This is a genomic window from Lacinutrix iliipiscaria (assembly GCF_042686125.1).
GTDB classification, from domain to species: Bacteria; Bacteroidota; Bacteroidia; order Flavobacteriales; family Flavobacteriaceae; genus Oceanihabitans; species Oceanihabitans iliipiscarium.
On the sequence record NZ_JBHUOV010000015.1, the window covers coordinates 219,058 to 238,828 of the forward strand.

Here is a 19,771-nt window from a genome sequence, read left to right on the forward strand (position 1 = left end):
ACTGAAGGCTTTTTGTTACATCTTATTTAAGCGGCATAAGCTTTCTTTCGACTGAGTTTACTTTTAATTAAAGCTTCCCATTTTTCTAAAAGTAAGACTTCATTGCTCATTTCAAAGTTAATATCAACGTTGTAAAACTCTAACACCTCTTTAGTTTTTTTAGAGTCTTTATAGCAAAGTATTAAGTCAATTTTATCTGTTTCAATTTTAGTTGTTTTCTTGTTTGTATAATTTCTATTAGTTTTAATAATTTCGCAGGTGGCTAACTGATCTAAATTAATAATTTTTGTAATGTGTTCGTCTTCAATTATTTTAGAATAGATAAGCATGTTAGCCCTTTCATCTATGGCAATGGCATAGTAAGTTCCCCAGAAATCGTGTTCTGTAATGTTTAAATTATTTTTTTGAGCTTCATCTATAAATCTTTTTTTTGATTTACTCTTTTTTCTCTTTTGAGCGACTTGTATGAATATAAGAGGTAATATTATTATAAGTGCGATTACGCCCCCTATTATAGTTGTATATGATTTCATGATTATATTTTTTATACTGTAATACCTTGATAATTAGTCAAGGTTAAATAAATAGTGCCACTAATAAAGGTTAAGTCTATTAGTGGTGAGTTTATTGATAAAAAAATAAATCTTAAGAAAAGGAATGAAACGGATAGAGTAGGGTTTTACCATCTAATCCAGGCTGTATATTTTTACTTTTATATAGGTATTGATTATTAACATTTAGTAGGTAGGAATCTACTAGTTTAAATAATTGAAAAGGTGCTTTTAAATATTCATTATGAACTTTATATACGTTTTCGTTTTCTAAATCTCCTAGCGGTTCTAAATCAGGAAAAATAGATAATTCAGGTGTTTTAGTATCTACAAGATTAACAGAAACAAAGAGTGGCTTATCATTATTTAAAATAGTATCTACTATAAAATTTTGTATAGCAATGCTGATGTTTAAACTATAAGCAAAAAGCAGACTTAAGGCCACTAAAGTTCTAAACCATTGTTTCATAAAAGTAAATGTACCAATGTTATTAATTTAAATTTTAAATAAAGTGTTAAATTATTAAAACTTCATACTCATACGAACATTAAAGACACGAGGTGTTAAATAATTTGGAATAGCATATTGACGCTTACTATACACATCTCTTACCCAAGTATTGGTAATGGAGTTTTGTACATCAAACACGTTAAAAATTTCAAACCCGAAGGCTAATTCTTTAAAAGGTTTGCGCCAACCAGATTCAAATTGTTTTTTATCATCAACAATAACATATTGCAAGCCTAAGTCGGCACGCTTGTATGCAGGTAATCGGTTTTGGTAAACATAAGGATCTGCATAACTAGGAGAACCACCAGGAACACCAGTATTATACACTAAGTTTAAAAACATTTTAAAATTAGGCATTGTTGGTACGTAGTCTTGAAATAAGGCTGCAAATTTTAAGCGTTGGTCTGTTGGCCTAGCGATGTAGCCTTGCCCTTCAATATTTTCTTCGGTTTTTAAATAACCAAAACTAAACCAAGATTCTGTTCCAGCCACAAATTCACCGTTTAGTCTTAAGTCTAAACCATAAGCATAAGCTTCAGCAGAATTGTTTGCTCTGTAGCGTATTCGTACATTTTCAACTGTATAAGGGTTGACGTCATTTAATTTTTTATAATACGCTTCGGTAGTCAATTTAAAAGGTCTGTCCCACAATTTAAAACTGTAATCATTTCCAACTACAAAATGAATAGATTGTTGTGCTTTAACATTAGGTTGCACTGTTCCGCTTTGGTCACGTAATTCTCTATAAAATGGAGGTTGATAATAAAAACCTGTACCAACTCTAAAAAGCATGTCTCTTTTCCAATTTGGTTTAATAGCAAATTGTGCTCTTGGACTGAAAACTGTTTGCGAAGAGCTTTCAATGCCATCACCATTAACACTCCAGTTATGAACCCTTACACCTGCATTATACCAAACATCATGTTCGCCAAGGTTGCTGCGTTTACTCCATTGTAAATAGGCTTGGATTCTGTCTATAGATGTACTATTAGTTGCTCTTACATTTTGAAAGGCTGTAATTGGACCTTCATTAGGTTGATAAGGCTGTTCGTTAAAATCGTCTATGGTTGGAGGATTTATTGCGAATCCTGCAGAGTCAATAACTTCCCATTCAACAAGTCGATCACGAATATCTTCATTAGTATATTTCACAGACCATTCTATATTATGGTCATCAATGTCATAATCACCTTTGTGTTCAATAGTTGTAATTAATGCATCTAAATCATTACGACCATGATTTAGTTGTCCGCCAATACCTTCACTAAATTCAACTTCACCTAAATCTTCATCTCCAATATTGGTATTAACTTCACCAAGTCTGTATTGCGCTAGAATATCAAAATACTCTTCTTCTGTCGTATGATATGTGGAGGCGACTAAACTTAAATTTAAATCGTCATTCACTTTGTAAGTTCCTTGTAAAGCTCCAAAAAGTGTTTGGTATGCATCTTTTTCTTGTCCTTCATAAAAAACCAATAGAGCAATAGGATCTGAAAGAGTTCCGAAATTAGTTTGTCGTGTTTCTGGCTCGTAATTGTATTTGTTTAATGAAGCATTCCCTAAAAAACTTACAGTAAACTTATCTGTAAAATTATAACTTACAAAGGATTGAATATCCATAAATTTTGGGTCATAATTAGTTTCAGTTTCTTTAGCATTTACTAATAGACTGTTGTCACGATATCGAACACCAACAATTCCTGTAAGCTTAGAATCTTTACTTACGGCTTCAACAGAAAGGCTTCCACCTAGTAAACTCAAATCTGCAGCTATTCCAAAATCGGTAGGTTTTCTATAAGTAATATCTAAGACTGAAGATAATTTATCTCCATATTTTGCTTGAAAACCACCAGCAGAAAAATCTACGTTTTGGACTAAATCTGAATTCACAAAACTTAAGCCTTCTTGTTGTCCAGAACGAATTAAGAATGGACGATAAACTTCGATACCATTAACATAAACTAAGTTTTCATCAAAATTACCACCACGAACAGAATATTGTGTACTTAACTCGTTATTACTGCTCACACCAGGAAGTGTTTTTAATAAATTTTCTACGCCAGCATTTGCACCAGGTATTTTTCTAATTGTAGCAGGTTTTAAAGTCACAATGCCTTCTACATCTTTTCTTTTTCTAGCAGAAATTACAACAGTAGCAATTTGCTCAACATTAGTGTTCATTACAGGGTTAAACTCAATTTCTTCGCCGTTTTTAAGATTAAATGTTGCGACAGTTCGTTTAAGTGAAATATGAGTTAATTGAACAACAACATCTTGATTTGCAGGTATTTTTAAAATATAAAAGCCATTCTCATTTGTAGTTGTTCCTAGGTCTCCAGCTTTAATACTTACTTGGTCTACAGGTGTATTGGTTTCGTCTAGAATAACCCCTCTAATTGTTCCCGTTTGAGCTAATACAAAAAGAGGAAATAATAAAAGGAGCGTAGTTAGGCTTATAAATTTAGTCTTCAAGGTTTTTTTATTTTCGGTAAAACATAATTTCAAATGTAGAATTATTTCCAACATTATCAGTAACAATTAGCTTTAAATTATTTTTAGTTTCAGTAATAATGCCATCATCAAAGTTATAAGTTAATGTTTTGGTTTTGTAATCGTATTCCATTAAAATCCATTTTCCATTAATAGCAGCTCTGTAATTTGAGATGCCAGAAGCATCATCATCAATTTTAATTTTAAGGAACTTGTATTTACTTAACCACTTTCCTTTAGAAAAATTGATAGGCTGAATTATTGGTGCTATTGTGTCTGAAGCTAACGCATATTTGCCTAAAATTCTTGTGCTGGTTGTTAAAACATTTTCTTTTCGTGTAGTTTTAGAATAAAGTGGATAATCATTCCAACCAACTAATCTCGCGATATAGAGTTTGTTTACATCTTCAGATTTGTAGTCACTTATATCATAACTAATATCAAAATAGCGTTTTGCTGGAATGATATCTTTATGAAGAAAAAGCGTATCGCTAGACACTTTGAAATCAATAAAAAAATCATCATAAAAAGTGTTTCGCGTAAAGTCAACATTAATACGACCATCGTTTAAATGATGATCTTGATTGGCATAAATGTAATAAGGTGTGCTTAAATCTTCTTGAGGTTGGACATCGTTAGTTTTTACACCTTTAATGTTTATGTGAAGCCAAGTGTCGTTATCTTTAAAATCGTTTATACGGACTTTATAAATGGAAGAGGTACTATCTTCAACAACTATATAGCCATCATTAACGATGTTCTTGTACATGCTTAAAGGGTTTCCTTTTTCTACAAAAAGCTTCTGGAGTCGCTCTTTATTCGTTTTGTAGTGGTCATAATCTATTAAACGGTTTAAATGCCTAGTTTCATCAAAAGAGAAACGCTTATATGCCAACTCGAAACACAAATTTCCATTATAGCGCGCTTGAATATTATAAACGCCATTTTTGTTAGAAGCTAAATCTTGTCTGTCTATAGATTCAATTGCAAATCCAATTTTACCATAAGCTTCAATATTTTCCACAGTATAAGTCCCATTTTTATTATCTATAAGACGAAGTTTTTGTTTCATTTTAGATTTGTTAACATGTGCATCTTCGCTGATCGCGTAGGCGTAAACTTCAGAAATTATTGGTCTGGTTGTATCTGCAATATCTAATCCAAAAAGCATCGGATTTAAAGGTCTTTCCTGATTGTCTCTTATCTCATAATGTAAATGTGGACCACCAGATCCACCAGTATTTCCACTAAACGCAATAATTTCACTTTTTTCAATGGTTAAATCTTCTAGGTTAGGGAATAATTCAATCTCAAAAGATTCCTTTTCATACTGCTGAGCTTTAACGTATGCTTCAATTTTTGGAGAAAATTTTTGCAAATGGCCATATACTGTCGTGTAACCATTAGGATGTGTAATATATAAGGCTTTTCCATAGCCAAAATGCGAGACCTTAATTCGACTCACATAACCACTTGCAGCAGCATATACTTTTAAGCCTTCCCTTTGCTGTGTCTTAATATCAATTCCCGAATGGAAATGGTTAGACCTAAGTTCACCAAAGGTCCCAGCAGCAACAAGAGTAATGTCTAATGGAGGTCTAAAATAATCTGTTGGATAAATACTTTGAGCTGTGCAAAGTGATGAAAATAATAATAAAAAAACTGTAAGTAAACGCATAAATATAATTGTATTGCTAATGTATTAATTTGTAATGACCAGAACTAAATTTTTTATACTAGAATGATTAATTTAATATAGAAAATATTCTATAAATATATGCATATGAAAATTAACTAGCAAGTTTTAAACAAATACTACGCCATAGTATTGATACAGAATGATTTCAGATGTTTTTTTATTTTATTGTATAAAACTATTGTTATTTAACTTTAGGTATGTTAACTTTGTGAGATAAGTATTGAATTTGTAAATGAGTCATATTGAAGATATTGTAGATGCTTTAGAGAATAAAATTAGTAAAGTATTGCATAAACTAGAGGTTTTAAAGCAAACTAATTTAAAACTAGAAGAGACCATACAATTATCAAATAAAGCGCTTCAAGAGCAAGAACGACAATTAGTTGTTTGGAAAGATAAGTATGAGGCACTCAAGATGGCAAATTCTATGCTTGGCAGTGACAATAATAAAAGAGAAACTAAGCTTAAAATAAATACATTAATTAGAGATATAGATCATTGTATATCACAACTCTCTGAGTAATGACACATAGTTTTCATGGCAGAACAGCTTAAAATAAAGCTATCTATAGCTAATAGAGTATATCCTTTAACCATTAATCCAAGTCAGGAAGAAGGTTTAAGAAAAGCGGCTAAGAAAATTGAAGCTATGATTAAACAATTTGAGCAAAGTTATTCCGTTAGAGATAAACAAGATGTTTTAGCCATGTGTGCTTTACAGTTTGCGTCTCAAACAGAACAAAAATCAATAGATAAGGAAAATGTGAATGTGCATGTTGAAGATAAGCTTAACGCTTTAAATGAGCTGTTAAAAGCGCACTTACATTCTTAATACGTTCTTTAAATAAAATAAAGGTTACTGCCTGCATTAGTTATTTTTTTTGATAAACTCAACGTTAATTCTTTAAAAAGGGTGAGTTTAAGTTGTAAAAGCGTGCTGTCTTTGAACAGATACTTGATCAGCTTGTTAGCCCTAAACTTGTTTTTAAGGAGTTTATACAAAACTTTATACTGATGTAGGCTTTTTTTATATTAACTAATTAACTAAACATGGACAACCCAATTGTATTAGCAGTAATAGGCCTAGTTGTAGGTGTAATTATTGGATATATTATAGCAAAGGCATTAGAAAAAAATAATGCTTCTAAATTAATTAAAAGCGCAAAAAAATCTGCAGCTTCTATAATAAAAGACGCAAATCACGAAGGTGAATCAATTAAAAAGGATAAGATTCTCCAAGCCAAAGAAAAATTTATAGAACTTAAAGCAGAACACGAAAAAGTCATTTTATCACGTGATAAGAAAATGGCTGAAGCTGAAAAAAGAATTCGTGATAAGGAGTCTCAAGTTTCTAGCGAGCTTTCTAAAACTAAAAAAATTAATGCTGAAGCTGAAAATAAAATAAAAGACTATAACCACAGACTTGATATTTTAGATAAAAAGCAAGTCGAAGTGGATAGGTTGCACAAAAGCCAAGTAGAGCAATTAGAAGTCATCTCTAGTCTTTCAGCCGAAGAAGCAAAGGCTCAATTGGTCGAATCTTTAAAAGGTGAAGCTAAAAGTGATGCTATGGCTTATATTCAAAGCACGCTTGAAGAAGCTAAAATGACTGCTCAACAAGAGGCGAAAAAAGTCATCATTAATACCATACAACGCATTGGTACAGAAGAAGCTGTAGACAATTGTGTTTCTGTTTTTAATATTGAATCTGACGACGTTAAAGGTCGTATTATTGGTCGTGAAGGACGTAATATTCGCGCTATTGAAGCTGCAACTGGTGTAGAGATTATTGTTGATGATACGCCTGAAGCGATTATATTATCTTGTTTTGATTCTGTTCGTCGTGAAATCGCTCGTTTGTCACTTCATAAACTTGTTACTGATGGTCGTATCCATCCTGCTAGAATTGAAGAAGTGGTGAAGAAAACCCAAAAACAAATTGAGCAAGAGATTATTGAAGTTGGTAAACGTACAGTAATCGATTTAGGAATTCATAATTTACATCCAGAATTAATTAAAGTTGTTGGAAGAATGAAATACCGTTCTTCTTATGGCCAAAATCTATTACAACACTCTCGTGAAGTTGCAAAGCTTTGTGGTGTCATGGCTGCTGAATTAGGAATTAATCCAAAATTAGCTAAGCGTGCTGGATTGTTACATGATATTGGTAAAGTGCCAGATGCTGAAGCAGATATGGAAACTCCTCACGCGATCCTTGGGATGCAATGGGCTGAAAAATACGGAGAAAAAGATGAAGTATGCAACGCAATAGGAGCACACCATGATGAAATTGAAATGAAGTTTTTATTAGCACCTATTGTTCAAGTTTGTGATGCTATTTCTGGTGCACGACCAGGCGCAAGACGACAAGTACTTGATAGCTATATTCAACGTCTTAAAGATTTAGAAGATATCGCATTTGGCTTCCAAGGTGTAAAAAAGGCTTATGCGATTCAAGCTGGTAGAGAGTTAAGAGTCATTGTTGAAAATGAAAAAGTGTCCGATCAAAATGCAGCCGATTTGTCTTTTAATATTTCACAAAAAATACAAACAGATATGACCTATCCTGGACAAGTAAAAGTGACTGTTATTCGTGAAACTAGAGCAGTAAATATTGCTAAATAATTCACAATAAGTGTATAAGATTATTTAAGTCAGCTTTATGCTGACTTTTTTATTTTCTAGGATGATATGCATTCATCACATCTTTTAAATGACGCTTATCAACATGCATATAAATTTCTGTAGTGGTTATGCTTTCATGACCTAGCATGAGTTGAATCGCTCTTAAATCTGCACCATTCTCAAGAAGGTGAGTGGCAAAGGAATGTCTAAACGTATGTGGAGAAATATTTTTATTTAAACTTATTTTTTCTGCAAGTTGTTTAATAATCGTAAAGATCATCGCTCTTGTAAGTTGTTTTCCTCGACGATTTAAAAATAAGATATCTTGATGATTCGGTTGTATTGGCAAATGAACTCTAACCTGTTCTTTATAGATGTTGATTAACTTTTGTGTATGCGGAACAATTGGCACAAAACGTTGTTTGTCTCCTTTTCCTGTGACTTTCAAGAAGCCTTCATCAAAAAATAAATCAGAAATTTTTAAACCTACAAGTTCACTAACACGTAAACCACAACTATATAGAGTTTCAAGCATTGCACGATTGCGTTCGCCTTGTGGCTGACTTAAATCTATAGCATTAATAAGCTTATTAATGTCTTCTTCAGATAAAGTGTCTGGGAGTTTTCGTCCTATTTTAGGAGATTCTATTTGTTCTAGTGGATTGGTTTTAAGATAGTCTTCAAAAATTAAATAATTAAAAAAACTGCGTAAACCAGATATAATTCTTGATTGCGATCGTGCATTAAGGTCTTTGGCAACATCATAAATAAATTGCTGTACTATTTCTGAAGATATGGAAAGAGGCGATTCTTGTATATCCTTATCTTTAAGATAGTTAATAAGTTTATTAACATCTAAAACATAATTATCTATAGAATTTTGGGATAGTCCGCGTTCTATTTTTAAATACGATTTGTAATCTTGAATTGCTTGTTGCCATTTCATTACCTCTAAAATAGGACTTTTTAGCATTTTTTTTAATAGAATTGTAATGTAATAAATAGAGAGGTATTTAATGAGTTGTATATGAATAGATTACGCTATCAATAGTTCATATTATTGTTAATGTTGTAGGTGATATCTGTTATAAGGCAATCGTAAATAGGGTTAAAAGCGCAATTCACGTAAAATTTCGCTCTTTTTTTTATGTCTTTTCCAATGGTTTTGACCAAAATACTGTCTAAATTAGACTCTTTTTCATCATTTTTTGTTAATAAAATGCCTTTTTTAATAATTATTAAATACTTGATAATGAGGCAGTAAAATACAAATTGTTAATAAAATTGTTAATAAGTAGGGTTAAAATGTTGATAAGTAGAAAAAATTGTATTTAATTTGCTCCAACATTAATTAATTAACAAGATTTTTTTAAATCTTAAAAAACTCAATCTATTATGAAAAAATTATTTTTATTTGCGGCATTGGCATTATTTGCCTTAAATGTCAACGCACAAGAAGAGAAAGCTACAGATGGTACAGGTGGTTTCGCTAAAAGTGATATCTATTTAAGTGGTACTGTAGGTATTAACACTTGGAAACAAGATGACGCTAAATCTAACAGTTACGCATTTATGCCTTCAGTGGGTTATTTTTTATCTGATAACATTGCCTTAGAATTAGGTCTTTCTGTTGGTGGTGGAGAAGATACTGGTGAAAACAAAACAAATACTTTTGGTGCTAATTTAGGTGCTAGATATTTCTTTACACCAGCGAACCAATTTTCTTTTACTGTAGGTGCAGGATTTGGTTATATGTCATCTAAGTATGAGCCTAATGGTGGTGATGAATCTAAAACGAATACTTTTGGATTTTCTGTAGCGCCTGGACTTAACTATTTTGTATCTAACTGCTTTGCTTTAAGAGCTTCTATTGGAGCATTATCTTATACAAGTGAAAAAGGCGACTGGGATGGTGCTGAAGCAGCTAACTCTTTCGGATTTAATTTAGATTTATCTGACATCAATTTTGGTGTTACTTATAAGTTCTAATTTTAGACTATATATATTAACAAAAAAGGAAGCTTAAGCTTCCTTTTTTTATACAATAACTTTTGTATTTTTACTATATGAAGAAATTAATCATCATTAATGGACCTAATTTAAATATATTAGGGAAACGTGAGCCTAAAATTTATGGGAGTTTAACGTTTACAGAATTTTTAGAGGAAGTCAAGCAGAAGTATTCTACGATACAAATAGATTACTTTCAATCTAATATTGAAGGTGAGCTTATTAGTAAATTGCAAGATGCTGATGCTTTATATGATGGGATTATACTTAATGCTGCTGCTTATACACATACATCAGTTGGTATAGGTGATGCCGTAAAAGCCATTGAAACACCTGTGGTTGAAGTCCATATTTCTAACACCTTTGATAGAGAAGAGTTTAGACATGTTTCTTATGTTTCGCCTAATGCTAATGGTGTTATTTTAGGCTTTGGCCTGCAAAGCTATGAGTTAGCTATTCAGAGTTTTATGAATTAAAGCACGTCCATTAGGTTTCTTTTAAATCGATTGTAAAAGATATAAACAAAAAAAGTTCCAGAAATTTCTGGAACTTTTTATATTTCTAATAGGTAACAACTATAAATGAATCACTTCGCCATAGGCTGCAGCAACAGCTTCCATAACGGCTTCACTCATTGTTGGATGTGGATGCACAGCTTTTAAGACTTCATGACCAGTAGTTTCTAATTTTCGACCTAAAACGGCTTCAGCAATCATATCAGTTACACCAGCACCAATCATATGGCAACCAAGCCATTCGCCATATTTAGCATCAAAAATAACTTTAACAAAACCATCTTTTGCACCAGAAGCACTTGCTTTACCAGAAGCAGAGAATGGAAATTTGCCCACTTTAATATCAAGACCTTGTTCTTTTGCTTGCTTTTCAGTTAAACCAACAGAAGCAATTTCAGGCGCACAGTAGGTGCAACCAGGAATGTTTCCATAGTCTAAAGCTTCAACATGCTGACCAGCAATTTTCTCTACACACAGAATGCCTTCCGCGGAAGCGACATGTGCTAAAGCTTGTCCAGGCGTTACATCTCCAATAGCATAATAACCAGGAATATTAGTTTGGTAAAAATCATTAACCAAAATCTTATCACGATCTACAGCAATGCCTACATCTTCTAAGCCAATACCTTCAATGTTGGTTTTAATACCTACAGCAGACAGGATAATATCTGCTTCAAGCACTTCTTCGCCTTTACTTGTTTTAACAGTAGCTTTCACACCTTTACCAGAAGTATCTACACTAGTAACTTCAGCAGAAGTCATAATATTAATACCACTTTTCTTAAAGCTTTTTTCTAATTGCTTTGAGACATCAAGATCTTCAACAGGAACGATATTAGGTAAGTATTCAACAATAGTAACGTCTGTTCCCATGGCGTTATAAAAATAAGCGAACTCTACACCAATAGCTCCAGAGCCAACCACAATCATTTTTTTAGGCTGTTTAGGTAAAACCATAGCTTCTCTATACCCAATTACTTTTTTACCATCTTGAGGTAAGCTAGGTAACTCGCGAGAACGAGCACCAGTTGCTATAACGATATGATCTGCGCTATATTCTTTTCCATCGACATCAACCTTTTTGCCAGGTTTTATTTTTCCGAAGCCTTCAATAACATCAATCTTATTTTTTTTCATTAAAAATTTAACACCATTACTCATGCCTTCAGCAACACCACGACTGCGTTTCACAACAGCATCAAAATCTTTATCTGCTTCTTTTACAGATAAACCATAATCTTCAGCATGTTTTAAATATTCGAAAACTTGTGCAGATTTAAGTAAAGCTTTAGTTGGAATACAACCCCAATTTAGGCATACACCACCAAGACTTTCTTTTTCAACTACAGCAGTTTTGAAACCTAATTGAGACGCTCTAATAGCAGTTACGTAGCCACCAGGACCACTTCCAAGTACAATTACATCGTATTTACTCATTGTATATTTTTTAGTCGATTTTTGAAGTTACGAAGTTACAAAACCTAAATGTAATATTAAAGGTCATCTGTAAAATGTCTTCGTCCTTTTTCTTTAGCGAATTTTTCTTCATTATACGTCGTAGAATTTCCTTTAGCAATAGATAAAGATTCCCATTGATTCCCTTTAACCAGTTTGCCAATAAAAACCATTTGTCCAATATGATAAGCATAATGTGCGAGTTGTCTATTAATCGCTTCTGTTACTGAATGGCCTTGATTACGAATATATATGATTTGCTCTAGGTTTATAGCTTCGAGAGGTTTGATAGCATTAAATAAACAGTCCCAACCAATTTCCCAAGACGCCATTAAATCTTCTTTAGTGTTATAGGTATCGATGAATTCTTGGTCGCGATCACGCCATTTTTTTTCACCATCTTCGATTAAAAAATTAGTCCAACGCGATAACATATTACCAACAATATGTTTTACAAGAATAGCGATGCTGTTTGAATCTTCGTGTGGTAGCCATTTTAACTCTTCTAAAGAGAGTCGATCTAGAGTTTTATCGCCTAAAGATTTATAATATTCGAATTGTTTTATGGCACTAGGCAAATATGATTTTTCCATGTTTTAAGATTTTCAATCATAAAAATAAGGATATAAACCAATAATTGGAAGCTCATATTATCAATAGATTTTATATCACTATTTTGAAAATCATTATAGCGATTTATTCAGAAGGGACAAACTTTAAAGCAACGCCATTAATGCAATGTCTTTTTCCAGTAGTTTGTTGTGGACCATCATTAAACACATGACCTAAATGTCCGCCACAGGTTGCACAATGCTCTTCGTCTCTAGAATATCCTAAATTATGATCTGTACCATAAGCAACATTGCCTTCAATTTCTCTGTCAAAACTAGGCCAGCCTGTACCAGAATCAAATTTATGCTCACTTAAAAATAGCGGTGTATTACAAGCTGCACAATGGTAAGTGCCTTTTGTGTAGTTTTTATTTAAAGGGCTAGAAAAAGGTCTTTCTGTACCAGCTTCACGTAAGACATAATACTGTTCCTCAGAGAGTATTTTTTTCCATTCTGAGTCGGTTTTTATTACTGCGTATTCTTTTTGAATTTCATTGTTGTTTTTCTGAGCAGAAGTGTTACAATTAAAAAGCAGAAGTAGAACACAGAATGATAATATATTTTTCATATTAAGAATAATTTATATTGCACTTAAGTCGGTATAATTTTTGAGACATAACATTAAACTTTCCTTTTTTAATTAAATGTGACAAAATAAAAAATATTGTGTCTAATTTAATAGTAAGGTTTTGTACTTTTATAATTCCATTAACTAAAAATAAAAAGATTCATTATGAAATTTAAAAACATAGTAATTGCATCTTGTACAATATCGCTTTTTTTGTCGTGTGCAACTAACCCTTTTACAGGTAAGCAGACTATGGCTTTAGTGCCAAATTCTCAATTGTTCCCTACAGCATTTGCTCAATATAATCAGGTTTTAGCCGAAAGTAATGTTGAAACTGGTACAGCAAGAGCTGAAATGATTACTCGTGTAGGTCAACGTATAGCAATAGCCGCAGAACGTTGGTTAAATGCCAATGGTCATCAAGGCTATTTAAATGACTATAAATGGGAGTATAATTTAATAAATGATCCTACCGTAAATGCTTGGTGCATGCCTGGAGGTAAAATAGTTTTTTATACAGGAATTCTTCCTATAGCTCAAAGTGAAACAGGTGTAGCTGCAATAATGGGACATGAAGTAGCTCATGCTTTAGCCAATCACGGACAACAACGTATGAGTGCAGCTTATGTTCAGCAAGGAATTGCTATTGCTGGTAATGTTGCTATTAATAATGATAAAGATAGAGATACGTTTAACCAATATTATGGTATTGGTTCTACCGTTGGAGTGATGCTTCCTTTTAGTCGAAGTCATGAGACTGAAGCTGATAAAATTGGCTTATACCTAATGGGAATTGCAGGTTATAATCCTGCAGAAGCTTCAAAATTATGGGAACGTATGAAGGCTAATAGTGGAGGTGAAGCACCACCAGAAATTTTAAGTACGCATCCATCTAACGATAGTCGTATAGCAAATTTAAAAGCATTAGCACCACAAGCTATTGCAGAAGCTAAAAAGTTTGGAGTACAATCTTTTAGAGCAATAACTCCATATTAATACAATTTAATAAAATTTTGTTTATTTTAGAAGCTGCTCATAAAAGAGCAGCTTTTTATTTATGGCAAAACTTGAAAAAGGAAGTAAAAAACTTCTTAATGCTTGGGCGTTTTATGACTGGGCAAATTCAGTATATACACTTACCATTGCGTCTTCTATTTTTCCAATTTTTTATTCCGCTTTATTTCTATCTGAAGTAAAAACAGTGCATGCGTTTGGAATGGATTTTAAGAGCACTGCACTTATAACTTATGTTACAGCATTTACATTTTTAGTCGTAACTTTTACTTCGCCTATACTTTCAGGTATTGCAGATTATGTTGGCAATAAAAAGAATTTCATGAAGTTCTTTTGTTATATAGGTGGTTTAGGTTGTATAGGTTTATATTGGTTCGACATTTCTCCAGACCGAATTCATTTAAGTTTATTGTTCTACTTTATGGGCTTAATAGGATATTGGGGAAGCTTGGTATTTTATAATTCATATTTACCAGACATTGCCTTTCCTGAGCAACAAGATGGCATTAGTGCTAAAGGCTTTTCAATGGGATACGTTGGTAGTGTTTTGTTGTTAATTATAAACTTGATTATGGTAATGAGTCAAGATGATGGTGAAGCTAAAATGCAAATGATGCGTTATTCATTTATTACAGTTGGATTATGGTGGATTTTATTCAGTCAATATACCTTTTATATTTTACCAAAAGGTGTGTCTTCAGGACATAAAGTCACTAAATCTGTAGTGTTTAATGGTTTAAAAGAATTGAAAATTGTTTGGACTGAACTTAAGAAAAACCTTAGGTTAAAGCGTTATTTAATAGCATTTTTTGTGTTTAGTATGGCTGTTCAAACGATTATGTTAGTTGCAGTATATTTTGGAGAAGAAGAAATTGATTGGGGAGGCGATAGTGAAAAAACTACTGGTTTAATAAGTAGTATTTTAGTCATTCAGTTAGTTGCTATACTTGGGGCATATTTAACGTCTAAAGCGTCATCAAGATTTGGTAATATTAAAACATTAATTGTTGTTAATTTTATTTGGATGAGCTTATGTTTCTATGCCTACTTTATGAAAACACCTATGCAGTTTTATATAGCAGCAAGCTTAGTCGGTTTGGTCATGGGTGGAATTCAATCATTGGCCAGATCAACATACTCTAAGTTTTTACCTGAAACAGAAGATACAACATCCTATTTTAGCTTTTTTGATGTTGCTGAAAAGATTGGAATTGTTATAGGTATGGCAATTTTTGCAACCATAGATCAAGTTACTGGCAGCATGAGAAATGCAATTCTATTTTTATTTATTTTCTTTTTAATTGGAATTGTATTATTGTTTAGAGTGCCAAGAAAGGAAATAATTACTTAAATAATTTACTAAGTTTGTTTATATTTATCGACAATAACAACTATACTCTATGAAAAATTTAAAACTTGTTTCAGTTTTCTTTTTATCTTTTTTTCTATTTACTATAACGTCATGTGATAATGAACCTCTTGAGGGTGAATTTGCCACTGATGATGGAAGCGGAGGAGGAGGAGCTTCAACTTGTGCCGAAGCGACAACTAATGTTGCTAATGCAACTGCAGCATATAGTACGGTTTCACCAACCGACTCTAACTTTACTGAAGTTTGTAATGAGTATTTAGCTGCTTTACAAGATTTTTTAGATTTATGTGGAGATACTACTGGAGCTATTCAAGCGACAATAGATAGTTTAGATTGTTCTTCTGATGTACCAGATGATTGTCCAACTGCCGAAGCTGCTACAGATTCTGCAGAAGCTGCATATAATGCAGATACGAGCAACGCAACGTTATGTAATGCCTATATAAATGCTTTAGAAAATGAAATCGCTGTTTGTGGTGATTCTTCTGGAGAACTTCAAGCAATAATAGATGGTTTAAGCTGTGCATCAGACACTCAAGATTATTGGCCACGCGCTATTGGGAATTCATGGACATACAATACTTTTTTCGATGGAGAACAAATCTATGAAATCTCAGGAACCGAAACCATTGATGGCTTTGAATATTATGCTTTTGATGAATTATTTGCGAACCCAACTTGGTTAAGAAAAAGTGGAGTTAACTATTTAATGAGATCAGAAATTTCTGGTTCAATTCCTGGTTATCAATTTGCATCAACTCCATTTATTATTAATATGATTAAAGAAGATGCTACAATTGGAGAAACATGGGAATCTGATGTGTCATATACAATTTCATATACTCCAGAGACTGGATCTCCAGATATTCCAGATGCTGATGTGGATGCATTATATTCGTTTGAGATGATTGAACGTGATATTACTAGAACCGTAGAAGGTGTTAATTATACAGATGTTATTCATATCGAACTTACTGTTACTGCTCTTGGTACAACCGATGTATCACATTATTATTATGCCAATCATATTGGTATGATAGAATACTTAACAAATAGTGGTTCAAATACTCTCTTAGAATACACTTTAAATTAACAAAAAAGCCGAAGCTAATTGCTTCGGCTTTTTTGTTTAAAAGGTAAATATTAGTGGCTGCTAATATCACCAGAACCATTTACTTTGGTATCTTCTCTAGAAGGGTTGCCTTTGTATTCAATATCTCCTGAACCAGAGACACGTGCTTTTAACATCGTGTTGCTAACAACTTCAGCATCACCAGAACCAGCTACTGAAACTTCAGTATTATCAGCATCTAAATCAAAACCATGAAAATCTCCAGAACCAGCAACACTAGCTTCTAAGTTTGTCGTTCTACCTTTTAAAGTCAAATCACCAGAACCAGCTAAACTTCCTTCTACAGATGTAGCTTCAATATTAAGAACCACATCTCCAGAACCTGCTAAAGAGATATCAAGGTTAGAAGCTTTTATAGTGCCTTTATTCCATAAATCACCAGAGCCAGCAAGCGAAACTTCACTAATATCTTTATAAGGGATAGTAATTTTTATCGTTTTGTTAAAACTTGTGCTCAGATTGATTCCATTTTCGGTTTTAACAATAAGCTTATTACCTTTCACTTCTGTAACGATATAGTTTAATAAATTTTCTTCACCTTCAATAGTGATTTGGCCTTCTTCGCCTTCAACAAGAATATAGTCAAAAGAACCAGCGCATGAAACGCCATCATAGTCACTAGTAGTTCTTGTAATGGTAGTGACATTTCCATTGCCTTTTACTTTTTTATTTCCCCAAGATTGCGCTTGTATTTGCGAGGCAAAAAGTGTAATTACTAAAATTAAAATTAGTTGTTTACTCACGCCGCTTATACTGTTTAAGCCTTCGCGAATTTTTTTTAAATTTTTCATTGGATTTGTGTTTTAATGAATTAATGTATTAGTTTTTTTTGAGCGATACACTTCCGTAATCTGAAGTGATTTTTATGAAGTTTCCAGAGCTAGAGTTTCCATGATAACCTTCATAGTATTTATCTGTTGACTCGACATTTTTCTTAGTGAATTCTAAGTCGTCATGATCTCTTAAAGATCCATATTCTAAATCAATCTTGAAATTGAAATTATACCCAGAACTGTAGCCAATAGTAATGCCAACATAATCAGATTCTATATCTATATTTCCAGCATTAGCAGTCATGTTATTAATTTTAATCGAGCCATAATCTGCGTTTATGGCAACGTTTTTATAAACATCTCCAAGTCTGGTTGTTAAATAATCGCCATCTCCTGTAAAGTTATTTACTTTTTCTACAGTAATATTTCCATAATCGCAATCATATCTTATGTCTTCAGCAATTTCTATTTTAGAATTTGTATAATCGGCTTCAATTACTAAGTCTTTGGTTTTAGCGACAACAAAACCGCTGTAGTCGGCACTAATTGTTCCGCTTTTTATATATTCAAAATAACTGTTTTGAGTGTAATCAAAACTTAAGCTATTATTATCTGCCATGAGTTCTTTAGTTGTAATTTTTCCATAGTCACAGCTAATTGTCGCTTGACCTTCTAACTTATCAAGATTAATACTGCCATAATCATTGCTTAGGTTCACGTTATTAGTGATTGGCATTTTTATGACATAATTAATTTTCATATTGACATTGTTACTGTTATTCCATTTCCACCAAGAACTTGAACCTTCTTTGTTGAATTTGGTTTTGGCAGAGACTAAACTAGAAGAGGCGTCAAATACAACAGTAATGTCATCAAGCTTCTTTTGTACTTTCTCTTCATTGTTGCCATTGGTTGTAATCGTAATTTCAAAGGCAATTTGGTTTTCATCCCAAGTTACAATATCTAAGTTACCATAACTGTTATCGACTTTTAAAGTGGCATTAGCATTGACTTGAAACGTCTTAGTGATTTTCTTTTCTTTGGTATGTTTTCCTTTATTAGGTGTAGTAGATGCTAAAATTAGCATAGGCACAAGCATAAAGGCAAGTGTAATTTTATATAGTAGTGCTGTTTTCATTGTGATTATTTTTTAACTGTTTTACGTTTTCAATTTGTTTTAATGTATTCTGTAGAATGTCTATTCTATTTTGAAAATTGCTTATCATAGCGTAGATAACGCGTTTATCATTACCACTTTCAGATAAATCTACTTTTAAAGCGCTGTATTCTTTTTCTAATCTTTGAATTTGCATCATTGCATCTGCAACCAATAGTTTTGTTTCTGGATTAGATTCTTTTTCAAGCTTTATTAATTCTGATGCAATTGTGGTATCAAAGAAATTTTGGGTTTCTGCCATTTCAGGAGAAACACTTGCTAAATCATGAGTATTGCTTTGCTCTTGAGAGCCTACAAAAACACTTACTAAAAGCGCTAATGATGCAGCAATACCAATAAAAGGCATCCAAATATTGCGTTTTGGCTTTGTTGTGTAAGCAAGCTCTTGATGATTAAGCTTTTTTAAGAATCTTTTGTCATGATCTAACGTTGGTTCTTCAACATCAAATTCATGTTGTAGATGGTCAAAAAGTTGATCTAAAGTATCTTTGTTCATAATATTCTTTTTTAATGTTCAACAAGTTGTAATTTTTGTCTTAAACTTTCTTTTGCTCTCGAGATTGTAGTTCTGCAATTGGCATAAGACATATTCATAATTTCACTTATTTCTTCGTAATCATAACCTTCAATTAAATGTAAGTTTAAAGCAATTCGGTAATTGTCTTTTAGTAATTTCATAGTTTCTAACACTTGTCGCGCCTTAAGGTTAGTAAACTCGTAATCGCTAGCAACACCATCATTGTCTTCAGTTTTATACAATACATTATCTAAAGGAACATCTTGGTATTTACTATTTTTATTAAAATGATAAATACTGTTATTAATTACAATTCGCTTTAACCATGCACCAAAAGTCATTGTATCTTTTATAGTATCTAGTTTTGTAAAAGCAGATAAAAATGAGTCTTGCATGATATCCTCAGCTTCAAATCTATCTTTTACAATTCTATATGCTACGTTAAACATGGCTTTATAGTATCTATTGTAAACCTCCAATTGCGCAAATTGATTGTTCGATTTACATAGCTCTATAAGCTGTTCGATATTTTGGTTGGTTAGTGTCAAATGGTTTTACATCGAATTGTTATACTAAAGATTACAGTAAAGATAAAGTGTTACAGTTTTACTAAAAAAAGTTTCAATGAATTTAAAAGCATTGGCATATTAATTGACTTTATTACTGTAGATGTTTAATCAGTAAATGTTGATAACTTGCTGATTGTCATTTAAATAAATAAAATATTATTAATAATTTTAACCCTAAA

General features: G+C 32.3%; 20 protein-coding genes and 1 other RNA gene. 9 read left to right on the forward strand and 12 right to left on the reverse strand.

Annotated features, from left to right (window positions below; genetic code table 11):
* Positions 1-26 precede the first annotated feature (26 nt).
* The 4 genes from ACFS5M_RS13745 to ACFS5M_RS13760 all read right to left on the reverse strand — a co-directional run bounded on the left by ACFS5M_RS13745 (position 27) and on the right by ACFS5M_RS13760 (position 5,233).
* Positions 27-533: a hypothetical protein gene (locus ACFS5M_RS13745; RefSeq protein ID WP_183489420.1), complete on the reverse strand. Its 507-nt coding sequence runs from the start codon at positions 531-533 to the stop codon at positions 27-29.
* Positions 534-645: 112 nt separating this feature from the next.
* Entirely contained in the window at positions 646-1,020 is a 375-nt protein-coding gene (locus ACFS5M_RS13750) for a hypothetical protein (RefSeq protein WP_183489423.1), read from the reverse strand.
* A gap of 54 nt (positions 1,021-1,074) precedes the next feature.
* A complete protein-coding gene (locus ACFS5M_RS13755; protein ID WP_183489426.1) occupies positions 1,075-3,591 on the reverse strand; it encodes a TonB-dependent receptor in 2,517 nt (838 codons plus the stop codon).
* Positions 3,545-5,233, reverse strand: coding sequence for a M23 family metallopeptidase (locus ACFS5M_RS13760; protein ID WP_183489429.1), 1,689 nt, complete (start codon positions 5,231-5,233; stop codon positions 3,545-3,547). Before ACFS5M_RS13760 ends, ACFS5M_RS13755 begins: the two co-directional genes overlap by 47 nt.
* Before the next feature lie 253 nt (positions 5,234-5,486).
* Here ACFS5M_RS13760 and ACFS5M_RS13765 point away from each other — a divergent pair, with 253 nt between their 5' ends.
* The 4 genes from ACFS5M_RS13765 (at position 5,487) to rny (ending at position 7,879) form a co-directional block, all read left to right on the forward strand.
* Positions 5,487-5,777: a hypothetical protein gene (locus tag ACFS5M_RS13765; RefSeq protein ID WP_183489431.1), complete on the forward strand. Its 291-nt coding sequence runs from the start codon at positions 5,487-5,489 to the stop codon at positions 5,775-5,777.
* 15 nt (positions 5,778-5,792) lie between these two features.
* A complete protein-coding gene (locus ACFS5M_RS13770; RefSeq protein WP_183489434.1) occupies positions 5,793-6,086 on the forward strand; it encodes a cell division protein ZapA in 294 nt (97 codons plus the stop codon).
* 56 nt (positions 6,087-6,142) lie between these two features.
* Positions 6,143-6,250: non-coding RNA, 6S RNA (gene ssrS, locus ACFS5M_RS13775), on the forward strand.
* A gap of 54 nt (positions 6,251-6,304) precedes the next feature.
* Positions 6,305-7,879: a ribonuclease Y gene (gene rny, locus ACFS5M_RS13780; protein ID WP_183489437.1), complete on the forward strand. Its 1,575-nt coding sequence runs from the start codon at positions 6,305-6,307 to the stop codon at positions 7,877-7,879.
* A gap of 49 nt (positions 7,880-7,928) precedes the next feature.
* Here rny and xerD read toward each other — a convergent pair whose 3' ends face one another.
* On the reverse strand, positions 7,929-8,825 hold the full coding sequence (gene xerD / locus ACFS5M_RS13785; RefSeq protein WP_183489555.1) for a site-specific tyrosine recombinase XerD: 897 nt from the start codon (positions 8,823-8,825) through the stop codon (positions 7,929-7,931).
* A 449-nt stretch (positions 8,826-9,274) separates the two neighbouring features.
* Here xerD and ACFS5M_RS13790 point away from each other — a divergent pair, with 449 nt between their 5' ends.
* Complete coding sequence (locus ACFS5M_RS13790) at positions 9,275-9,868, forward strand: outer membrane beta-barrel protein (protein ID WP_183489440.1); 594 nt, start codon at positions 9,275-9,277, stop codon at positions 9,866-9,868.
* A gap of 77 nt (positions 9,869-9,945) precedes the next feature.
* Positions 9,946-10,365: a type II 3-dehydroquinate dehydratase gene (aroQ, locus tag ACFS5M_RS13795; RefSeq protein WP_183489443.1), complete on the forward strand. Its 420-nt coding sequence runs from the start codon at positions 9,946-9,948 to the stop codon at positions 10,363-10,365.
* Between the two features lie 99 nt (positions 10,366-10,464).
* On the opposite strand, the gene lpdA is transcribed toward aroQ, so the two are convergent.
* The 3 genes from lpdA to msrB form a co-directional block, all read right to left on the reverse strand.
* A complete protein-coding gene (gene lpdA, locus ACFS5M_RS13800) occupies positions 10,465-11,841 on the reverse strand; it encodes a dihydrolipoyl dehydrogenase (RefSeq protein ID WP_183489446.1) in 1,377 nt (458 codons plus the stop codon).
* Positions 11,842-11,897: 56 nt separating this feature from the next.
* On the reverse strand, positions 11,898-12,452 hold the full coding sequence (locus ACFS5M_RS13805; RefSeq protein WP_183489449.1) for a DUF1572 family protein: 555 nt from the start codon (positions 12,450-12,452) through the stop codon (positions 11,898-11,900).
* 103 nt (positions 12,453-12,555) lie between these two features.
* A complete protein-coding gene (gene msrB, locus ACFS5M_RS13810) occupies positions 12,556-13,038 on the reverse strand; it encodes a peptide-methionine (R)-S-oxide reductase MsrB (protein ID WP_183489452.1) in 483 nt (160 codons plus the stop codon).
* 165 nt (positions 13,039-13,203) lie between these two features.
* Here msrB and ACFS5M_RS13815 point away from each other — a divergent pair, with 165 nt between their 5' ends.
* From ACFS5M_RS13815 to ACFS5M_RS13825, 3 genes are all read left to right on the forward strand, one after another.
* Positions 13,204-14,034, forward strand: a complete 831-nt coding sequence (locus ACFS5M_RS13815) for a M48 family metallopeptidase (protein WP_183489455.1) — start codon at positions 13,204-13,206, stop codon at positions 14,032-14,034.
* A gap of 61 nt (positions 14,035-14,095) precedes the next feature.
* Complete coding sequence (locus ACFS5M_RS13820) at positions 14,096-15,403, forward strand: MFS transporter (RefSeq protein WP_183489458.1); 1,308 nt, start codon at positions 14,096-14,098, stop codon at positions 15,401-15,403.
* Between the two features lie 49 nt (positions 15,404-15,452).
* Positions 15,453-16,517, forward strand: coding sequence for a hypothetical protein (locus tag ACFS5M_RS13825; RefSeq protein ID WP_183489461.1), 1,065 nt, complete (start codon positions 15,453-15,455; stop codon positions 16,515-16,517).
* A 50-nt stretch (positions 16,518-16,567) separates the two neighbouring features.
* Here the strand turns inward: ACFS5M_RS13825 and ACFS5M_RS13830 are convergent, their stop codons facing one another.
* Genes ACFS5M_RS13830 through ACFS5M_RS13845 form a run of 4 tightly spaced genes read right to left on the reverse strand, consistent with a single transcriptional unit; the run spans position 16,568 to position 19,571 of the window.
* Positions 16,568-17,347 (reverse strand): head GIN domain-containing protein, encoded by a 780-nt coding sequence (locus ACFS5M_RS13830; RefSeq protein ID WP_183489463.1) that lies wholly within the window; start codon positions 17,345-17,347, stop codon positions 16,568-16,570.
* 28 nt (positions 17,348-17,375) lie between these two features.
* Positions 17,376-18,467 carry a hypothetical protein gene (locus tag ACFS5M_RS13835; protein WP_183489466.1) on the reverse strand — a complete coding sequence of 364 codons (1,092 nt, stop codon included), beginning with the start codon at positions 18,465-18,467 and terminating at the stop codon, positions 17,376-17,378.
* The gene (locus ACFS5M_RS13840; protein ID WP_183489469.1) at positions 18,445-19,002 is read right to left on the reverse strand and encodes a hypothetical protein; all 558 of its coding nucleotides are present in this window, start codon (positions 19,000-19,002) and stop codon (positions 18,445-18,447) included. The genes ACFS5M_RS13835 and ACFS5M_RS13840 overlap by 23 nt, the downstream gene beginning before the upstream one ends.
* Positions 19,003-19,013: 11 nt before the next feature.
* Complete coding sequence (locus tag ACFS5M_RS13845) at positions 19,014-19,571, reverse strand: RNA polymerase sigma factor (RefSeq protein ID WP_183489472.1); 558 nt, start codon at positions 19,569-19,571, stop codon at positions 19,014-19,016.
* Between the last annotated feature and the right edge of the window lie 200 nt (positions 19,572-19,771).